This is a genomic window from Halovivax sp., assembly GCA_007119345.1.
GTDB lineage: Archaea > Halobacteriota > Halobacteria > Halobacteriales > Natrialbaceae > Halovivax.
In genome coordinates, this window is the sequence record SKPV01000239.1 from 1 (window position 1) to 18472 (window position 18472).

At 67.7% G+C, this 18472-nt stretch carries 15 protein-coding genes; 7 read left to right on the top strand and 8 right to left on the bottom strand.

What is annotated here, in order from left to right:
• Positions 1 to 561 precede the first annotated feature (561 nt).
• Both QZT59_RS16395 and QZT59_RS16400 read right to left on the bottom strand, forming a co-directional pair.
• The gene (locus QZT59_RS16395; protein ID WP_290818794.1) at positions 562 to 3261 is read right to left on the bottom strand and encodes a PAS domain S-box protein; all 2700 of its coding nucleotides are present in this window, start codon (positions 3259 to 3261) and stop codon (positions 562 to 564) included.
• A gap of 219 nt (positions 3262 to 3480) precedes the next feature.
• The gene (locus tag QZT59_RS16400; protein ID WP_394348669.1) at positions 3481 to 3921 is read right to left on the bottom strand and encodes an ATP-binding protein; all 441 of its coding nucleotides are present in this window, start codon (positions 3919 to 3921) and stop codon (positions 3481 to 3483) included.
• Between the two features lie 252 nt (positions 3922 to 4173).
• On the opposite strand from QZT59_RS16400, the gene QZT59_RS16405 reads away from it, so the two are divergent.
• On the top strand, positions 4174 to 4410 hold the full coding sequence (locus QZT59_RS16405; protein ID WP_290818796.1) for a ribbon-helix-helix domain-containing protein: 237 nt from the start codon (positions 4174 to 4176) through the stop codon (positions 4408 to 4410).
• Between the two features lie 24 nt (positions 4411 to 4434).
• Here QZT59_RS16405 and QZT59_RS16410 read toward each other — a convergent pair whose 3' ends face one another.
• Both QZT59_RS16410 and QZT59_RS16415 read right to left on the bottom strand, forming a co-directional pair.
• Positions 4435 to 5883 carry an FAD-dependent oxidoreductase gene (locus QZT59_RS16410; RefSeq protein ID WP_290818798.1) on the bottom strand — a complete coding sequence of 483 codons (1449 nt, stop codon included), beginning with the start codon at positions 5881 to 5883 and terminating at the stop codon, positions 4435 to 4437.
• Between the two features lie 799 nt (positions 5884 to 6682).
• Complete coding sequence (locus QZT59_RS16415; RefSeq protein WP_290818800.1) at positions 6683 to 8011, bottom strand: M20/M25/M40 family metallo-hydrolase; 1329 nt, start codon at positions 8009 to 8011, stop codon at positions 6683 to 6685.
• A 676-nt stretch (positions 8012 to 8687) separates the two neighbouring features.
• Between QZT59_RS16415 and QZT59_RS16420 the strand changes: the two genes are divergently transcribed.
• Positions 8688 to 9515 (top strand): hypothetical protein, encoded by an 828-nt coding sequence (locus QZT59_RS16420; RefSeq protein WP_290818802.1) that lies wholly within the window; start codon positions 8688 to 8690, stop codon positions 9513 to 9515.
• A gap of 93 nt (positions 9516 to 9608) precedes the next feature.
• Here QZT59_RS16420 and QZT59_RS16425 read toward each other — a convergent pair whose 3' ends face one another.
• The gene (locus tag QZT59_RS16425) at positions 9609 to 10577 is read right to left on the bottom strand and encodes a 4-hydroxybenzoate polyprenyltransferase (protein WP_290818804.1); all 969 of its coding nucleotides are present in this window, start codon (positions 10575 to 10577) and stop codon (positions 9609 to 9611) included.
• A 444-nt stretch (positions 10578 to 11021) separates the two neighbouring features.
• On the opposite strand from QZT59_RS16425, the gene QZT59_RS16430 reads away from it, so the two are divergent.
• Together QZT59_RS16430 and QZT59_RS16435 are read left to right on the top strand one after the other, a co-directional pair.
• Positions 11022 to 13520, top strand: coding sequence for a penicillin acylase family protein (locus tag QZT59_RS16430; protein ID WP_290818806.1), 2499 nt, complete (start codon positions 11022 to 11024; stop codon positions 13518 to 13520).
• Positions 13517 to 13918, top strand: coding sequence for a hypothetical protein (locus QZT59_RS16435; RefSeq protein WP_290818808.1), 402 nt, complete (start codon positions 13517 to 13519; stop codon positions 13916 to 13918). Before QZT59_RS16430 ends, QZT59_RS16435 begins: the two co-directional genes overlap by 4 nt.
• A gap of 195 nt (positions 13919 to 14113) precedes the next feature.
• On the opposite strand, the gene QZT59_RS16440 is transcribed toward QZT59_RS16435, so the two are convergent.
• Complete coding sequence (locus tag QZT59_RS16440; RefSeq protein WP_343195784.1) at positions 14114 to 15334, bottom strand: PQQ-binding-like beta-propeller repeat protein; 1221 nt, start codon at positions 15332 to 15334, stop codon at positions 14114 to 14116.
• A gap of 613 nt (positions 15335 to 15947) precedes the next feature.
• Here QZT59_RS16440 and QZT59_RS16445 point away from each other — a divergent pair.
• Positions 15948 to 16079 carry a hypothetical protein gene (locus tag QZT59_RS16445; protein WP_290818812.1) on the top strand — a complete coding sequence of 44 codons (132 nt, stop codon included), beginning with the start codon at positions 15948 to 15950 and terminating at the stop codon, positions 16077 to 16079.
• 61 nt (positions 16080 to 16140) lie between these two features.
• Entirely contained in the window at positions 16141 to 16431 is a 291-nt protein-coding gene (locus QZT59_RS16450) for a HalOD1 output domain-containing protein (RefSeq protein WP_290818814.1), read from the top strand.
• Between the two features lie 455 nt (positions 16432 to 16886).
• Here QZT59_RS16450 and QZT59_RS16455 read toward each other — a convergent pair whose 3' ends face one another.
• Positions 16887 to 17426: a CBS domain-containing protein gene (locus QZT59_RS16455; protein ID WP_290818816.1), complete on the bottom strand. Its 540-nt coding sequence runs from the start codon at positions 17424 to 17426 to the stop codon at positions 16887 to 16889.
• Between the two features lie 66 nt (positions 17427 to 17492).
• Positions 17493 to 17852, bottom strand: coding sequence for a DUF555 domain-containing protein (locus QZT59_RS16460; RefSeq protein WP_290818818.1), 360 nt, complete (start codon positions 17850 to 17852; stop codon positions 17493 to 17495).
• 390 nt (positions 17853 to 18242) lie between these two features.
• On the opposite strand from QZT59_RS16460, the gene QZT59_RS16465 reads away from it, so the two are divergent.
• Complete coding sequence (locus QZT59_RS16465) at positions 18243 to 18455, top strand: hypothetical protein (protein WP_290818888.1); 213 nt, start codon at positions 18243 to 18245, stop codon at positions 18453 to 18455.
• Positions 18456 to 18472 lie beyond the last annotated feature (17 nt).

Sequence of the window (18472 nt, forward strand, 5' to 3'; positions counted from 1 at the left end):
CCCCGGTCAGACCGGGGAGGTTGGCGGTGAATGTAGTACACACTCACACATGGGTCCGTGTTCGGCGAGACGATCGGACCGACCGATCGAGCGTCACCGAACTGTCGAGGCTAACATCAGACCCCCTCTGTACGGCGGACCGCAGGGGTGGGGTCCTCATCTTCTTCGGATTAAATTGTAGACGCCGGCCACTACATAAGGCCTGCGAACTGGACCGCCGAAGCTAGGTAGTATCATGCAGGATGTGTGTCCTCGGGGACCGAGACTTCGCGGCGGAGAGACGGACGTCAGGTCGGCATCGACGGCGAGGGGGTCGGGCGAACGAGCGGTCCGACCGGCATCGTGGATCGAGCGACTCGACGTGGGGGAAACCGGCGTTACCCGATATCGAGCGTCAAGGTCCGGGGTGAACTGATAATTAGCTCTTCGCGTGCGTGCGTTATCTCCCTCTGTTCGCCGAGGAGATCGCATCACGCAGTCGAGCGGTACCGACCGATAGCGCCCATTCGACGAGAATCCCTCGCAGCGGTACGGTTCGCGGGAGAAGTCCGTTTCGGCGTGCTAGGACTCCTTCACCGCCGGGAGCGTAAGCGTGAACGTCGCCCCTTCCCCCGGGGCCGACTCGACACGAATTTCGCCGCCGTGGCGCTCGACGATCCGCTCACAGAGCGCGAGCCCGATGCCGGTGCCGTCGTGTTCTTCGCGCGTGTGGAGGCGCTGGAAGACCTCGAAGACGCGTTCCTGGTCCTCGACGTCGATGCCGATCCCCTCGTCGCGCACCGACACTTCCCACTCGTCGCCCCGACGCTCGGCGGCGACGTGCACTCGCGGCGGCTCGTCGCCGCTGTACTGGATCGCGTTGTCGAGCAGGTTCTGGAACACCTGTCGGAGCTGACTCGCGTCGCCTTCCACCGTGGGCAGCGCCTCCATGGAGATCACCGCGTCCTGGGCGTCGATCTGGATCTCGAGGTCGTCGCGGACGTCGGCCAGCACGGCCTCGAGGTCGACCGGTTCGAACGGGTCGCCGCGGCTCTCGACGCGGGAGTACCCGAGCAGCCCCTCGATCATCTCGCGCATCCGCTCGGCCCCGTCCACGGCGTACGCGATGAACTCCTCGCCGTCCTCGTCGAGTTCGTCGGCGTACCGCCGCTCGAGCAACTGGAGGTAGCTCGAGACCATCCGAAGGGGCTCCTGAAGGTCGTGAGACGCGGCGTACGCGAACTGCTCGAGGCGGGCGTTCGACTCCCTGAGCTCGTCGACGTACTCGCGCCGGTCGAAGTGGGCTTTCAGGAGCGTCGCGATCGTGTCGATCAGCTTTCGTTCCTCCTCGAGGAACGCGGCGTCGTCGTTCCGCGGCGGATCGTCGAGAAGAGCGACGTCGATCGCGATCTCGGTCCCGCTTTCCGTGCGGGTGCGGGCCGCGATCGAACGATCGACGGAGGCGTACCCGTCGTTCGCCACCGCCTCGTCGCCGACCGAGACTCGCGTCGCGGTCCGGGCCGGGTACCGGAAGAACTGCGGCAGGTTGGCGACGAACTCCTCGAGCAGTTGGTCGACCGGCCGGCCGCCGGTATCGAGGAGGTCCGTCGCGACGCGGATGGCGGCCAGTTCCTTCTCGCGTTCCCTGAGGTCGCGCTTGCGTCGCTGTGCCAGTTCCTTCAGCTCGGTGATCTCCGTCGCGGTGGCGACCACCCGTGTCGGCTCGCCGTCGTCGTCGGTGATCGGCGTGGCGTTCATCGACAGCCATCGTCGCTGCCCGTCGGACGGGTCGATCAGGATCTCCCGATCGAAGATCGGTTCCCCCCGCTCGAACGCCTGACCCGCTGGCCGTTCCTCGACCGGGAGGAACGTCCCGTCCGCGTCGTACATGTCCCGCTGGCCCGCCTCGTAGGAGCCGATCTCCTCGGGCGGCAGGTCGAGCAGGTCAGCCATGCGATCGTTCGCCCGTTCGGTCGACCCGTCCGCGTCCACGACCGCGATGCCGACGGGACTCGTCTCCAAGATCCGTTCAGTCAGATCGTGCTCGCGTCGCAGTTGCTCCTCGCGCTCTCGGCGATCGGTCAGGTCGCGGGTGACCTTCGCGTACCCTCGCAACTCGCCGTCCTCCCGGATCGTCGTGATCGTCATGTTCGCCCAGAACTGCGAGCCGTCCTTCCGGACGCGCCAGCCCTCCTCTTCGATCGTTCCGAGCGCTCTCGCCTTGGCCAGGTTTCGCTCGGGCATCCCGTCGGCTCGATCCTCGTCCGTGTAGAAGCGCGAGAGGTGCTCGCCGAGGATCTCGTCGGCGTCGTAGCCCTTGATTCGCTCGGCGCCGTCGTTCCAGCTGACGACGGTCCCTTCGGGGTCGAGCATGAAGATCGCGTACTCCTCGACGGCGTCGACCAGCGTTTCGAATCGCCGCTCGCTCTCTTTGCGCGCGCGTTCTGCCGTCTTTCTGTCGGTGATGTCGTAGTAGAGTTCGATCCGACCGCCGGCGTACCGCCCGGACTCGATCGGCTTGCTCCGATGTTCGAGCCAGCGCTCTTCCCGACCTTCGCCGGGCGTGATTCGACACTCGAACCGTTCGACGTAGGTGTTGTCGTCGTAGGTGGCCGTGACCGTCTCCACGAACGTTTCGGCGTCGGCGAGCCGGTCCCGGATCGTCTCCTCGATGAGCGTTCGCTTGTCCCGCCCGACGACCGCGGACCGATCGATATCGAAGTACTCCTCGACGGTCTCGTCGATCCAGACCACGTCGAAGTCGTCGTCGAGGACGAACACCCCGACGTCGGCTTCGTCGATGACCGAAGAGATCGAGTCGTAGGTCTCCCAGATGGACGGCAGCTGCTCGCGGGCTCCCCGGCCGGTTCGATCGTCGATCGGCCGGATAACCCCTGCGGTGCCCTCGAACGTTCCGTCCTCGCGGAGCAGGGTAAACCGAAGTTCGCAGGGGAGGCGATCGCCGTCGGCCGTCTCGACCGAGAGCTCGAAGGTCGAACCGGGATCCGCGCCGGTTTCGAGCCGCGTCCGGATCTCCCGTTCGAGCCGGTCCGCGTCCGCCTCCGCGATGACGCTCGAGACGTGCGATCCGAGGAGGTCCTCCCGCGAGTACCCCGACGCGTCGAGGATGGCGTCGTTGACGGAGACGAACCGGCCCTCGGGATCGAGCCGATAGATACCGTCGTCGACGGCGTTCACGAGCCGCTGGACGCGATGAAGCGAGTCCGGTTCGCCCCCATCGCTTCGAAGCGGCGCGTCAAAAGATCCCCCTGGATCACTCATCAGCGGAAAATCGAGACGGATCGGGTTAAACGAATTGGTGGATGCGAGCGAGCTCACGACCCGTCGAGCCGCTAGACCGGACCCCGTCACCGACGTCCGGGAAGTGCCCGAGGAGGTCGGTCCGCCTGCTCGGGACGTTCGTGCGCGAAAGCGAGACGACGACGGATGCAACCGCACAGTGAACGGACCGTCGCTCGGAACAGCGTGGCGAACATGCCGTCAGTCGCTCGAATCGGGGACCGTGGACGAAAACGTCGACCCCTCTCCGGGCCCGGAGTCGACCCGAATCTCGCCGCCGTGACGCGCGACGATCCGCTCACAGACCGCGAGACCGATCCCCGTTCCGTCGTAAGTCTCCCGACCGTGCAACCGGTCGAAAATGTCGAAAAGGCCCTCCCGATCGTCGGGATCGATGGCGATCCCCCCGTCGCTGACCGAGATCACTCGGGCGCCGCCGTCGGGTTCGGCCGCAACGTCGATTCGTGACGGTTCGTCACCCGAGCAGTTGATGGCGTTGCTCAGCAGGTTCTGGACGAACTGTCGGAACTGGCCAGCGTCGCCCTCGACGCGCGGGAGCGACTCCACCGTGAGTTTCACCTCGTCCGCGAGTTTCGCGTCGCCCGTGAGTTTCGCGTCGGTCTCCGCCAGCTGGACCAGCACACCGATACGAGGCTAGAAGTGTCGAATGGCCCCCACATTCCGCCCGGAACCGTGCCGACGAGAGGGAGGTCGAACACGGACTCCCGAATCGTCCGCCGGCTTCACTTTCACCGTGCTACGCGAGCCCTTTTCCGCGGTCGGACCGTTCGGCCCGTATGCGCTCAGAGCGAACCATCGGTTCCAACGTTCGCACGGAGACGGGGATGAGCGCGCCCTCACAACCGGTTCCCGCACGCGAAGCGGAGGGAAGCCGTGGCGGGTAGCTCGTCGAACGATGCGAGTGATGCGTCGAATTCGCGTCGCTCCCGACTCGAGCGCCGTCGAACCTGCGACCGCGTCACCGTCCGGACGACCGACGAACAGCTGGCGGCGCTCGAATCGCTCGTCGAAGCCGGCGTCTACCCGAACCGGAGCGAGGCCGTCCGGGCGGGCATCGAAGCCGTGATCGAAGCGCACCCCCGGGACGACGTCGACTGCGAAACCGACTGAGCACCGCTCCGTCGGGGGACGGGCTCACCGCAGCTTCCCCGCCACCACCTTCGCGGCCACGAGCACCGGATCCCAGGTCGTGTTGAACGGCGGCGCGTACGCCAGATCGTAGTTCTCCAGGTCGAAGACGCTGGCACCCTCCTCGATGGCCCCGACGATCGCGTGGCTGCGGTGGACGGCGCCCTCCCCGTACTCACTGACGAGGCTCGCTCCGAGGACGCGCCCCGTCTCTCGGTCGGCGACGAGGGTGACCGTGACGGTCCCGCCTTCGGGGTAGTAGCCCGCCCTGGATTTCGCCTCGATCGTCTCGACGACGGGATCGAACCCGGCCTCGCGCGCCTCCTCGTGATCCAGAATCCCCGTGCGAGCGGCCTCGACGTCGAACGCCTTTACGGCCGCCGTCCCGGCGACGTCCCCGCCCTCCGTCGGACGTCCGGTTACGGTCTGACCCACCGCGCGACCGTGACGGTTGGCGGTCAGCGCGAGAGGAACGTAGGTCGACTCGCCGGTGATCGCGTGCGTGGCCTCGGCGCAGTCGCCGGCCGCGTAAACGTCGGTCACGTTGGTCTGCCGGTACGTGTCGGTCGCGATCGCACCCGCGGCGCCGAGTTCGATGCCGGCGTCCTCGGCGAGCGCGGTCCGGGGACGGACGCCGGTTCCCAGGAGGACCATGTCGACCGAGACGCGCTCGTCGGCCGTCACGACCGCCTCGACGCGATCGGCGCCCGCGAGTTCCCGCACTTCGGCGCCGAGATGGAGCCCGACGTCCCGGTCGCGGAGGTGTGCGGCGACTTCGTCGCTCGTCTCGGGGCTGAATCCCGTCAGCACCCGGTCGCCGCGCTGGAACAGGTTCACCTCGAAGTCGTTGGCGGCGAGCGCCTCGGCCATCTCGATGCCGACGTAGCCCCCGCCGACGACCGCGACCGGCCCCGCACAGTCCTCGAGGTACCGGCACGCCGGTCCGCGGTCGGATTGCTGCATCGACTCCCCGGAGCGCGCCCGCGCGACGTACTCCCGGAGCTCCTTGCCGTCGCTCATCGAGCCCAGGGTGTAGACGCCCTCGCGGTCGGTCCCCTCGATCTCCGGGACCACCGCCTCCGCACCCGTGGCGATCAGGAGGTGATCGTAGGGCTGGACGACGGGAGCGCCATCTCCGTCGGGGGCGGTCGCGTCGCCGTCGTCCGTCCGCTCCGCGGTGACCGTCCGCTCGTCGGGATCGATCGAAACCACGTCGTGACCCGTCCGCAGGTCGATGTCCCGCTCCTCGCGGAACTCCTCGGGCGTCACCGACACGAGGTGCTCCAGGGACTGGATCTCGCCCTTGACGTAGTAGGGAAGCCCGCAGGCGCCGTACGAGACCCACCGCCCGCGTTCGAAGACGACGACCTCGAGGTCCGGGTCGTCCCGTTTCGCCTTGCTTGCGGCGGACATTCCCGCCGCGTCGCCGCCGACGACGACGAAGGTATCGGTCATCGTCGAACGTTCACCGTCCAGCCGGGTAATTGTACGCCGTCCGAGGACGCCGGGAGACGACCCACGGACCGCCGATACTCGACGGGGTGTGGCGAGGGAGTGGTCGATCGCGACGGAGCGGTTTCCGGGAAACGGGGCATCGTCCCCCGTCGATGCGATCGCCGTCCGGGTAACGCGGTCGCGGTCGTGCACCGCGACGCACGACCGGGGCGCCGATTCGAAGAGTCGGACCCGTGTCGAGACGCGAACGCCGTAGCGCACCGTCGATCCCGCATGGAATTCGTCTCTCCCGATGCTTCGGCTTCGTGCACGATACCGTGCTTGTTGACGATCTGGCCGACGAACCTCCGGACGTCCTCGTTCCGCTGGCCGTTAGCGCAACTCGCCTCCTCGACGACATCGAGTCCGGTCGAATCCTCGACGCACGGATCCTCGCGCAGTTCCGCCGTCGCCGACTCTGGGTCGTCGGCGCTCACCCGGAGAAACGGCATCACCCACTCGCGACTGTGCGTCGCCAACCGCTCGACCTCGATCGTCACGGCCGGACCGGTCTCGAACGCCCGGTCGATGGCGAAGGCCTCCGCCGGGATCGTGAACTCGGCGATGACGCTCACGACACGGCTACCGGGCGAAGACGGATAATTCACCGATCGGCGTGACGGTCCGACGGAAGCGCGGACGGACGAGACGTCCCCTCCGAACCGGTGACCGACGTGGCGGGTCGGCCCGGGGTCGGTCCGTCGAGACGAGTCGGCGGCCGCGTCCGGCCGTCAGCGTCCGATCGACGAGTATCGCCCGATCAGTCACGACGCAGGAATCGCTCGGCGGTCGCCGCGAGTACGTCCACCGCCGTCGTCACGTCTGACCACCGGATGGTTTCGTCGGGGAAGTGGGCTTGATCCACCGATCCCGGGCCGAACAGGACGGTCGGAATCCCGGCATCGACGTAGTGGCGCGAGTCGGCGCCGTACGTCTCGCCGAGCGGCGTCGTCCCCGCCAGCCCGCAGTCGCGCATTCCCGCTTGCAACGCCCGAACGACGGGTTCGTCGGGCGAAATCTCCGCCGGCTCGAACTGGATCGAGAACCGTTCGAACGTCGGGGGATGGTCGGCGAGCCAGTCGTCCCCGGCGACGACCTCGTCCAGACGCGCCCGGTAGGCCGCCTCCGCGTCGGCCACCGTCTCGTCCGGACCGACACCGATCCGGTACTCGGCCTCGAGAGCGGCGGGGACCGTCGAGGCCCACGACCCCGCGTCGACCGTTCCGATCGACGTCGGGGTCGGATCGTCGAACCGGTCGTACAGCGGATGGTCGATCGCCTCGCTCCGCTCGGCCGCGAGCTCGTCGAACGCGTCCCGAATCCGATCGAAGTGTGGTAAGACGGATTCGCCGCGCCACGCGCGCGCTGCGTGGGCGGATCGGCCGGCCACGGTCAGCCGCGCCATCAGGCTCCCGCCGGTCGCGACCACCGGCCGGAGCTCGGTGGGCTCCATCACGATCGCCGCGTCCCGGTCGAACGGGTACGGGGAGTCGAGCGCGGCCGCCGCGGCCCCCACGCCGCCTTCCTCCTCGCCCGCGACGCTCTCGACGACGAGCCGACCGTTCAATGCCGCGCCCTCGTCCGCGGGATCGCGGTCCGCGTCGGAGGGCCCAGTCTCGCGAACTTCGCGACGTTCGCGGTCTCCGTGGGAATCACGAAGCGCTCGCGCCGCGAAAATGCCAGCGGCCAGTCCGCACTTCATGTCAGCAGCGCCGCGCGCTGTGAGCTCGTCACCGTCCCAGGTCGGTTCGAAGGGGTCGCTCGTCCAGCGCCCCCGGTCTGCCGGCACCACGTCGACGTGTCCGTTGAACGCGAGCGTCGGTCCCGCGTCCGGGTCCCCAAATTCCAGCACGCCGGCGACGCTGGGCCGATCCTCGATACTCGCCGGGGCCGGATCGTCCGGAAAGGACGGATGCGCTCCCAGCGCTTCCCCGTCAGCCGTCCAGGTGTACGTCTCGAACCCGAATTCCTGCAGGCGGTCCTCGACCCACTCCTGGGCCGGTCGCTCGTTCCCGTCCGTCGTATCGAAACGCAGCAGTTCCTCGGCGAACTCCCGCAACGAGGCGTCGTCCGTGGAATCCCTTGCCATTCGCGAATCGCTCCGTTGGATCTTCGGTCGTTCGAACGATAACGGTTCGGGCGAGTGGACTCTGCGGGGGCTATCCCAGGGCCGAGACGCTTCAGCCGAGTCACGCCAGGGCGACCTGCGACCCTCAGTACTCGCTCCGACGATCCGCGCCCCCTCCGACGCTCAGTACTCGCTTCGGAGCCGTCGCCGGCGAAAGGCTTTCACCCGCAAGACCTCGGTGCACCGAGAACACGATCCGAACGATTCGTCCGCACCACCGATCGAACGGATCGTGCGTGAGTAGCCATCGGCCGGGTCACGCCGAGGTGTCCTCACCGACCCCGACGGCGACCGAATGCGTCCAACCGCTTCCGGCATCGATCTGCCGAGGACGTGCTCGTGGACGAGCGCGATCGTCCCCCCGAAGCGAGGCTCCCCCAACCGGCCGCAAGTCGGGACCACCTCTCGGCGAAATGCAAAATCCAATTTGTCACGTCCGTTCGCTGAACCCGGTTTTATCGGTCCTCCGACAGCACTCCAACGAACCCCGGCGAGTGTCGACGACGGCTGCGATTGAACGTCGATTACCGGCAAGGGACGGGGAACGCGACGATCGAATCGCGAATCGTAGCCGTCCTTTTCCTCGGACAACGGTATGTCGGGTTTATTCGCCGCGTTTGCCACTGTCGATTGTCCTATGGCACACAGACAGCCGAGCGACGAAAGCGATTCGGAGCGCGGCGGTGGTCCGCGGCTCGCACGAGCGCGACGGAGCGTCCTGGCGACGATCGCCGCGACCGGCTTCGCCGGCTCGTTAGCCGGCCTCGCGTCGGCCGACGAGGAGGAGGAGGAAGCGGAACCGGACTTCGTCCTGACGGCCCGCACGGAAGGCTGGAGCGGCGTCGAACCGGACGATATCGCGGAAGAGGAAAATCCGACGCTCGCGCTCGAAGCCGGCGAGAGCTACGTCCTCGAGTGGGAGAACTGTGAGGACGTCGAGCACGCCTTCGCCCTCCTCGACGAGGAGGACGAGGAGATAGAACGCGGCGAGACGCTCGAAGCGGAGGGAGAAACCGAGACGTTCGAGTTCGAGGCCACCGAGGAGATGGTCGCCTACCACTGTCCGTTCCACCCCGAGGAGATGCGCGGCGAGGTCGAACACGCCGACGGCGACGAGTTCGCCTTCGCTGACCTCGACCAACACACGCTCACGCTCCACTTCGAGAACGAGGACGGCGAGGCGGTCTCGCACTTCATCGAAGGATCGGTCGTCCCCGACGAGGGGACCATCCCGGCGTACCACTTCGATTCGGAGGTGATCGAGGACGGAACGCTCGAAGAAGCGCTCTACGAGGCCGAGTACGAGATCACCGTCACCAGCCTCGAAGAGGAGTTCGACGAGGTCAGTGACGAGATCACCCTCGAGGGGGACGAAGAGCTCACGCTCACGCTGGAGGGCGCGAGGCCCGACGACGAGATCGACGAGGAGGAACTCGAAGACGAAGACGAAGAGGAGGAAGAATAAGCGCACCCCTCCGAGCGAATTGCCCGGGGATCTGGCGCCGATAGATCGTCGGACCAGCAGACGGCGGAGCGTCGGGACGGGGCGACCGACGAGTTAGCGGACGGCGAACCGACGGGACAGGACGGCGAAGGGAAAGCCGAACGCGGCGATCGCCAGCGCCCATTCGACGCCGCCGGCGACGGCGAACGCCGCCTCCAGCAGAACCAGCCCGAACAGGGCGGTACCGACCGCCGGTGCGACCACGACGGACACCGGTTCCGCGTAGGCGCGAAGGATCGCTCGGCCGACCAATCCGGCGAACGCCGCCGCCAGGGAGAGCGACAGAACCAGCTCGAGGGGTCCCGCGTCGATCCAGACGAGGAACCAGCCGAGCGCGACGACCGCGAACACGACGGCGGCGCCGGCCGTCGCGATGGCGCGGCGATCGCTACCGGCAGTCTCGACGGGCGAGATCGCGACCACGGTCGAGACGTACCCGCCGATCACGAGCGGGACGACGATCGCGGTCCCCGGCAGGTCGCTCGAGGACACGCCGGCCGCGCCCATCCCGGCCGTGACGCCGAGGAGGACGTTTAGCGCTCGCGTCCCGCCCCGCGACAGCACGCCGACCGGCGCGTCCGACGTCCGACCCTCCGCGACGACCACGACAACTGCGAGGGACCCGGCCACGAGGGCCCCGGTGACGCCCGTCGAGGCGCCCGCGACGACCACGCCGGTCGCGAGGAACGCGCCGCCGAGCAGCACCGTCGCGCGTCGAGAGGGCTCGACGGTGCGGACGAGTCGCTCCGATTCGATGCCGGAAGAGTCGGACTCGTCGAGGAACGTCGAGACGCCGGCGAAGAGGAAGATCGACGCCATCGAGAGACCGGCGACGTCGAGAAGCGAGACGCCGATGCCGGCGCCGGCGACGAGCGCCGCACCGAGGAGAACGTCCGGGGGTGCCGTACAAACCGTCGGGAGCCGGACGAGACCCTCGATGCTGGCGACCCTGCGACGCACCGCCTGAGCTCTCGCGGCGTTCCGATCGCGGGCGTCCCCGAGTTCGCCGCGATCGTTGGCCACCTCCGCTCACCCGGGATTTGCCGGGGGGTCCGGGGCCACGAGAGCGCACGCGGGAGCGATCCTCAATCGGACGACTCGTTCACGGCCGGCCGGCGAGCGGCCGACGGTATCGAGAACGCCTCGCGGGATCGGTCTCCGGCCGTCCCTCGGTCGATGCATTCGATGCGAGTGCGGACCGGTGTGTGTCACTGGGGCGATATTGGAGAACCCCGACCATGGGTCCGTCAGTTCGTTCGAGTCCAAACGGTCCGTTTTCGGCGATCGGTCGATCGGGAGCGCCGTTCGCGAGCGACGTAACGGAATATTACTCGAGACGCCGGAGATGCGGCGAGCACGGATCGACGATCCGGACGAGCGACGCGACGCTAACGGAGTGGCGTATATGGTCGAGCGACGCGACGTTGACGGAGTGACGATTAAGATGCCTCGCTGTAAGGAACGACCGTGAGCGAACGCATTTCGCGCCGGGCCGTCCTGGCGACGGTGCTGGTGGGCGGCGTCGTTGGGCTGACCGCAACCGACGCGAGGACCCTGCTGGATCGATTCGCGCCGCTCTCGGGGGACGCCTGGCGCGCCGCCGATCGCCGGTTGAGCGAGCGTGTCGAGAGTCCCTACGGCCCGGCGGCGGTCAGGCGCGACGACGATGGCGTTCCGCACGTCGAATCGGACGACGAAGCGGCGGCGTACTTCGCCGTCGGCTACGTTCACGGATTCGATCGCCTCTTCCAGCTGGACGTCCAGCGACGACAGATGCGTGGGGAGCTGTCGGAGCTGGCGGGATCGGCCACCCTCGAGTCCGACGAGTTCCACGTGCGGATGGACTTCGTCGGCGCCGCCGAGGCCACCTGGGCGGGCCTCGAGGACACTGACCACGCGCCCCTGGTCGAAGCCTACGCCGACGGCGTGACCGCAGCCATGGAGAACGAGCGGCTCCCGCTCGAGTTCGAACTCCTGGGGTACGAGCCCGACCCCTGGACGCCGACGGACGCGATGCTGATGGCCAAGCAGATCGCCTGGAATCTGACGGGCGACTTCGGAGAGCTCCGGCGGGCGAAGATCGCCGACGAACTCGGAGACGACGTCGTCGAGGAGCTGTTTCCGCCGTTTCTCGACCACGGCAGTCCGATCCTTCGCGAGGGCGACGACGCACTCGGCGAGGTCGGGGGCGCGAGTGGAGACGGCGACGACACGGACGGCGATTCGGTCGACGGCGACAATGGAACCGGCGGCGGCAACGGGACAGACGACGATTCGGCCGGCGGCGAGGCCGTCCGCGACGGCGAATCGCCCGCCGACGATCTGCGCGACGGCGCGGCCCTCGCGGACTGGCTCTCGCGGTTCGAGTCGCCGACCGGCGTCGGTTCGAACAGCTGGGTCGTCTCCGGCGAGTACACAGAGAGCGGTCGACCCCTCGTCGCCAACGATCCGCACCTGCTGTTGATGACGCCGCCGGTCTGGTACGAACAGCACGTGGTGACGCCCGAGGCGAACGTCCGCGGGTTCACGTTCCCCGGCGTTCCGTTCGTCGTCATCGGGGCGAACGAGCGCGGCGCCTGGGGGTTCACGAACGTCGGGGCGGACGTCCTCGACTGCTACGAGTACGAGGTCGACGAGACCGGCGACCGGTACCGCTACCGCGGCGAGTGGCGCGAGTTCGACCGCGAGGAACGCGAGATCGACGTCGCCGGGGCGGAGTCCGAGACCGTCGCCGTGACGAAGTCCGTTCACGGCCCCGTGATCGAGCGGGAGGGTCGCCGCGTGGGGGTGGCGTGGACGGGTCTCACCGCGACCCGCACCTCGGAAGCGATCTACGACATCTGTCGCAGCGAGGGCCTCGACGACGTCCTCGACGCGCTCGAGCGGTTCGACGAACCCACTCAGAACTTCGTCTACGCGGACGCGGACGGCCGCACGCTGTACTACGCGACCGGTCGAATTCCGATCCGCACCGTCGACGGCGAGGTCGTCGACGGAGACCGGATCTTCGACGGCTCGACAGGGGAGGGCGAGTGGGAGGGGTTCACGCCCTACGGGACGTCCTCCTGGGACGGGTTCGTGCCGTTCGAGGAGAAGCCGCACGCGATCGATCCCGACGCGCTCGCGACGGCCAACCAGCGGCTCGCGGACGAGCCCGACCACTACATCGGGACCCGCTTCGCCTCGCCGTATCGCGGCGCGCGGATCTACGAGGTTCTGGACGAGGTCGTCGAGGGAGGGGACCCCACGGACTTCGCGTTCCACGAGGCGCTCCAGACCGACGTCCGGGACCGGCGAGCAGAGCGGGTGGTCCCCGACCTCGTGACCGCGGTCGACGCTCACGGGGACGACGACGAGCGACTCGTCGATGCAGCCGAGACGCTCGACGAGTGGGCCTACGAGATGGAACGCGATTCCCGCGCCGCCCTGCTCTTCGCGCGATGGTTCGATCGGTTCGTCGAAGCCATCTGCGAGCCGGCGTTCGAGGACGCGGGACTCGACGAATCGTACTATCCGAACGACTGGGTGGTCGCCACGCTTTCCGGAGACAGCGCGTTCTTCGCCGACCGGTCTCGCGAGGAGACGATGATCGCGGCGCTCGAGGACACGCTCGACGAGCTCGACGAAGAGGGGTGGGAGACGCACGGCGACTACAACACCACCGCCCCCATCGAGCACCCGTTCGGCGCCGAGGCGCCGTTCCTCAATCTCTCGGCCCGACCGGCCGACGGCTCGCGGACGACGGTGAACAACTACCGGGTCGAGTCGGCGGTCGGTGCGAGCATCAGATTCCTCGCCGTACCCGGCGACGAGAATCGAGCGATCCTGCCGGGAGGTAATTCGGGCGATTACTTCTCGCCACACTACGGCGACCAGTTCCAGCGATGGGTCGACAGCGAGTACCGCTCGATCCCGCTCGAGGTGGACGGCGACGTGATCGTCGAGTTCCGGGAGGGATCGGAATGACCGTCGAGGAACGATCCGACGAGCGAGAACGGGACGGATCGGCGTCGAAACTGGCACGGGTCCGCCACCGAGGCGGTGCGACGGTGGACCGGGCGCGAACGCATCCGCGCGATCACCCCCTAGCCCTCGCGGGCGCCGTGGCAGTGGGCCTCTCCCTCACCTGGGTGCACTGGTTCGGTCTCGTACTCGGCGGCGCGCTCGTCGGGCTCGTCGCGCCCTCGCTCCGTCGGGGCCTGCTCTTCGGGCTCGGATTCGGCGCGCTCGTCCTGAGCGTCTTCGCGCTCACCGTGGGTGGATCGCTCGGCGACGTGCTGGCGATGCGGCCCGTCATCTATCTCACCGTCGGCGCCGCCCTCGCCCTTCCAGTCTTCGGATCGCTCGTCAGAGGCCTGGGCTGATCGGCCGCCCGTCGCTGGAACGAGGGCGACGAACGGTCTGCTACTCGACCGTTCGTCCCTCGAGAAGGAACTGGGACGGGATGTGGAGCCGTCTGCAAGTGCGCGCTGGAGCCAGGTTCGGAGAAACGGCAGGAGCGGTCTGACGCCGGAGGAGGTGGAGTGGGGGATCGGCTTGATCGAGGACGCGGCGGCGTCCTAACCTCCGTCCGCATCGGTCGAGATTAGCGCGTAGACGGTCCCGTCGTTCGAACCGACGTAGACCGTCCCGTTCGCGACAGCGGGGCTGCTGACCACCCACCCGTCGGTATCGAATGTCCACCGTTCGTCGCCGCCGCCCGCGTCCAGCGCGTAGACGGTCTCGTCGTTCGAGCCGACGTAGACCGTGTTGGCGGCGACCGCGGGGCTGCTCACCACCCTGTCGCCGGTCTCGAAGGTCCACCGTTCGTCGCCGTCGGCCGCGTCCAGCGCGTAGACGGTCCCGTCGTCCGAGCCGACGTAGACCGTCCCGTCCGCGATCGCGGGGCTGCTGGTCACCGCTCCCCCGGTCTCGAAGGACCACCGTTCGCCGCCGGCCACCGCGTCCAGCGCGTACACGCTGGTGTCGGTCGACCCGACGTAGACGGTTCCATCGACGACGGCGGGGCTACTGGAAACCGCTCCGTCGGCCTCGAAGGTCCACCGTTCGTCGCCGCCGGCCGCGTCCAGCGCGTAGACGGTCCCGTCGTTCGAGCCGACGTAGACCGTCGCGTCCGCGACCGCGGGACTGCTCACCACCCTGTCGCCGGTCTCGAAAGTCCACCGTTCGTCGCCGTCGGCCGCGTCCAGCGCGTAGACGGTCCCGTCGTCCGAACCGACGTAGACGGCGTCCGCGGAGACGGTCGGGCTGCTCTCGACCCAGTCGATCGTGGTGAACGACCAGCGCTCGGCTCCGTCGGTCGCGTCCAGCGCGTAGACGGTCCCGTCGTAGGAGCCGACGTAGACGGTCCCGTCCGCGACGGCGGGACTGCTTATCACCTCGCCGTCGGTCTCGAACGACCATCGGTCGCCACCGCCGGCCGCGTCCAGCGCGTAGACGTTCCCGTCGGCCGAACCGACGTACACGGTTCCGTCCGCGACAGCGGGACTACTGGCGACCCAATCGCCGGTCTCGAATGTCCACAGCGCGGAGACGTCGCCAGCCGGACCGGCCGCCGACGGGGCGTGACCGGTATTCTTCGGTCCGGCCCCGCGCATCGGCCACGAATCGGCCGCCCGGGAATCGTCGACCGGTCGTCCGCGGACCGGAGGCGTCCCCTCGGGGTATCCAGACTCGTCCGCTCCCGCGGCTCGACCGGCGACCGCCCCGGCTACTCCCGCCGCGAGTGCGCCTCGCATCAGCTTCCTGCGCGTCGTATCCAGCGTCCGATCTCGATCCATCCCACTCGGTTCCTTCCACGTCGGAGGCGTTAAAACGGGCTCGCCGTTCGCGCCCTCGCCCCGGGCTCGAGGTTCCGTCGAGTCGGGACGACCGGCGTCCAGCCGTCGACCGCGCCCGGTCGCGACCTCGTGCCGACCGGTCGATACGCTCGCGTTCGGTACAGTCGGTGGAGGGCGCCTCGAACGCGATCGAAGACGGCGGGAAGGGTTCTACCGATCGAACCCGTGAAGCGACGGGGCCTGCAATCGATCCGCCGAGGCGTTCGCCCCCGAACCGGCTGACCGTTCGAAAACGTTCGGGACCGTTTCCCCTCACAATCCGTGACGGTCTGAACGGCGCAGACGGCGAGTAACGACGAATTACGGTCTGCAGAGCAGATAGTCACACTCAGATCCACCAGCACCTTCGAACGCGCGGGTCCGATCGCGAATAGGCCGCTCGGGGCCGTCGAAAATCGGTCACCGATCTGATGGCTCCGCGACGTATCCGTCGTCGTATCCGATTCCCCGAGACCGCGGGTTCGACTCGGACCAGGAATTCGTCATCGGATGATCGATCCGTACGAACGGACTCGGGGTATTTTTGAATCGGTCAACCACCCTACGGTGCCGTATGACGTTATCACAAAGTGGTGCTACCGCGGCGAAGGGTGCGACGATCGAACCGGGGACGGCGAGGACGACGGCGTTCGTCGTCGGCGATCGCGAAGCCGACGACCGGATCGACGACAGCGAGGCCGACTGATGGTGCGAGAATCGATATCGGACGTGACGCCCGACGACCCTCGACGCTACCGGTGGTCCGAATGATCTCGGACGACGCGTCGCCGAACGACTACACGCGAGTGACCCAGCGGCCGATCGACGATTACCCGACCGTCGGCGCCGCGGTCGTCGATGCGATCGCTGACGCCGAGAACGTCGATCCGGTCGCGCTTCCGGCGGATCGCGGCATCTGCCTCTTCGACCACGTCGATCCCGATGCGCTCGATACGATGGTCGGCGAGCGAGCGGCGCGGAGCGACCTCCGCGTCGCGTTCTCGGTCGGCAACTACCGGGTGCAGATTGCGAGACGGCGGGTGGAGGTGTACGGGTAGGATCGAGCCCCGGTTCGCTGAACCACGGCGAACTCGATTCGCTCGCCGTTCGACCGGCTGGAGACGGGTGCGGTCTCGCCCGACCAGCCGCTCGCATCGAAAGCGGTGGACGCTGCACCGTTCGCCCCCACAGGTCCGTCGATCGACTCGTCACGCCGGTCAGCGAACGGAACCCGACGGCGAGTATCCCGGCGCGGTCGACGCCGACACGCGGGCGGAATCCGCTCGGCGTCCCGTGACGAGAATGCCGACCGACGCCGTTCTGGATCCCGTGATTCGGGCGCGGGCGGAGTTCCGGACGGTGCACTCGAGCACCAGTCACCGTCTCGACGAAGCGTCGTTCGAGATCGGGGCCTGGGACTCCCGGCGCGGACGCCCCGAGGATCGTCAGTTGGGCTCTCGAATCGCCGTCCCGACGGTGCGTGCCGGGGCCGGGCGCGGTCGCGTCACACCGATCAAGAGAGCCGCGCCGCGAGATCCGCTTCCGTGATGATGCCGACGGTGCTGCCCGCTTCCGTGATCATCACCGCCTTGTAGTGATCGAGGAGATTGCTGATCTCGTCCAGCGAGGCGTCCTTCGAAACCGTGGGAAAGCTCTCGGCCATGTGCGCCTCGACCGATTCGTCCCGGTCGGCCTCGTCGAGGTGGACGAGTTCGCTCTGACTGATCGAACCGACGGGGGTGCCGTCCTGGATGACGGCGAGTTGCGAGTACGCTTCCGCCTCCATCTTGCGCGCCGCTTCGCTGACCGAGTCGTCGGGGGAGACGCTGACGACGTCCTCGTTCATCAGGTCCGCCGCGCGGATGATGCCCCCCTCGACTTCGTCCAGCGCGGTGACGATCCGTCGCAGCGTCGACAGTCGCGGGTCGACGTCGCCGCCCTCGATGCGGGCGATCAGCGGTTGGGAGACGTCGGCTCGGTCGGCCAGTTCGCTCTGGGTCAGCTCGAGGTCGGTTCGCCGCTGGCGCAGGTCCGCGGGCGTGGGCAGTTCCATACGGGCACATAACCACGGGTTATAGAAAGGTGTTTGGGTCCGGCCGGTACGACCGGCCCCGCGCGATCAGTCTTCTCCGTTCCCGTCGGTTTCGAACACCTCGACGACCGATAGCGGGACGTCCCGAAGTGCTCCGCCGACCTCGCTCTTTGCGATCCTGGAGGCGTGCTCCTCGCTGTCGGCGTTGAAAACCTCCATTTCGAGGGCCAGACCGACGAGCCCGGTCTCCGCCGCGATGAACGCCGAGTCGAACGGCTCCCCGCACGCGGGACAACCGGTCGCTCCCACTTCGACCTCGACGTACTCCATGCTGGCGGCGTTCAGTCGCTTCCCGGCTTCGCTGACCGCTACGCCGATCGCGTCGTCGACGCCGTCGACGTCGCGGACCAGCCACGCGGCTTCCATCCCGACCAAGTAGTTGCTCATACGCACACGTCTGCCCGACCCCCCACTTATGTTGCGGTTTCCGCGCGCGGAGAAACCGGGGACCGAATTCGGTCCCAGTACTCCGCCTTCGGGGTGCTCGCGGGTTCGTTCGCATCGTTCGAGCGGTCCGAATAATTCGACAGCCTCGGAATCGGCGGTGAATCGAGAGGGTTCGCCGAACGCGCCCGACACGACCGCCGGCGCGCACGTGAAGCGAACGATGGCGATAACTTACGAGGAACGATCGGGTCGATTCCCGTCGGGATAACCGAATTCCGACTCGAGTGAACGTCAAGTTGCGTCGGCTACAACTGGACTTGAATCGACAGACTGCGTCGACCTAATTCGTCGTGTAAGATCGTGATAAATGATCGCCGAGCAAGAAGGTTTATGTATCCCCTGCCGCTGAGAGCCGAGCACACCCCGATGATATCCCGCGTCCACCGCGCAACGCTGTTCGCCCTGTACCAGCTGTGCATCCTGGTCGGCATCGCCGCGCTGCCGATCGCACTACTGACCCGGCAGGTCGGCCTGACGCTGCCAGTCCACCGCCTCCTCGTGCGGGTCGAGAGCGCGTACGAGAACACCGCCTCGCAATCGTGAATTACTGATCACGTATT

What these genes read in the sequence shown, in the direction of transcription:
- QZT59_RS16395 (WP_290818794.1), bottom strand. Translation starts at nt 3,261, where the DNA reads ATGAGTGATCCAGGGGGATCTTTTGACGCGCCGCTTCGAAGCGATGGG.
- QZT59_RS16410 (WP_290818798.1), bottom strand. Translation starts at nt 5,883, where the DNA reads ATGACCGATACCTTCGTCGTCGTCGGCGGCGACGCGGCGGGAATGTCC.
- QZT59_RS16415 (WP_290818800.1), bottom strand. Translation starts at nt 8,011, where the DNA reads ATGGCAAGGGATTCCACGGACGACGCCTCGTTGCGGGAGTTCGCCGAG.
- QZT59_RS16420 (WP_290818802.1), top strand. Translation starts at nt 8,688, where the DNA reads ATGGCACACAGACAGCCGAGCGACGAAAGCGATTCGGAGCGCGGCGGT.
- QZT59_RS16435 (WP_290818808.1), top strand. Translation starts at nt 13,517, where the DNA reads ATGACCGTCGAGGAACGATCCGACGAGCGAGAACGGGACGGATCGGCG.
- QZT59_RS16440 (WP_343195784.1), bottom strand. Translation starts at nt 15,334, where the DNA reads ATGGATCGAGATCGGACGCTGGATACGACGCGCAGGAAGCTGATGCGA.
- QZT59_RS16445 (WP_290818812.1), top strand. Translation starts at nt 15,948, where the DNA reads ATGACGTTATCACAAAGTGGTGCTACCGCGGCGAAGGGTGCGACGATC.
- QZT59_RS16450 (WP_290818814.1), top strand. Translation starts at nt 16,141, where the DNA reads ATGATCTCGGACGACGCGTCGCCGAACGACTACACGCGAGTGACCCAG.
- QZT59_RS16455 (WP_290818816.1), bottom strand. Translation starts at nt 17,426, where the DNA reads ATGGAACTGCCCACGCCCGCGGACCTGCGCCAGCGGCGAACCGACCTC.
- QZT59_RS16460 (WP_290818818.1), bottom strand. Translation starts at nt 17,852, where the DNA reads ATGAGCAACTACTTGGTCGGGATGGAAGCCGCGTGGCTGGTCCGCGAC.
- QZT59_RS16465 (WP_290818888.1), top strand. Translation starts at nt 18,243, where the DNA reads ATGTATCCCCTGCCGCTGAGAGCCGAGCACACCCCGATGATATCCCGC.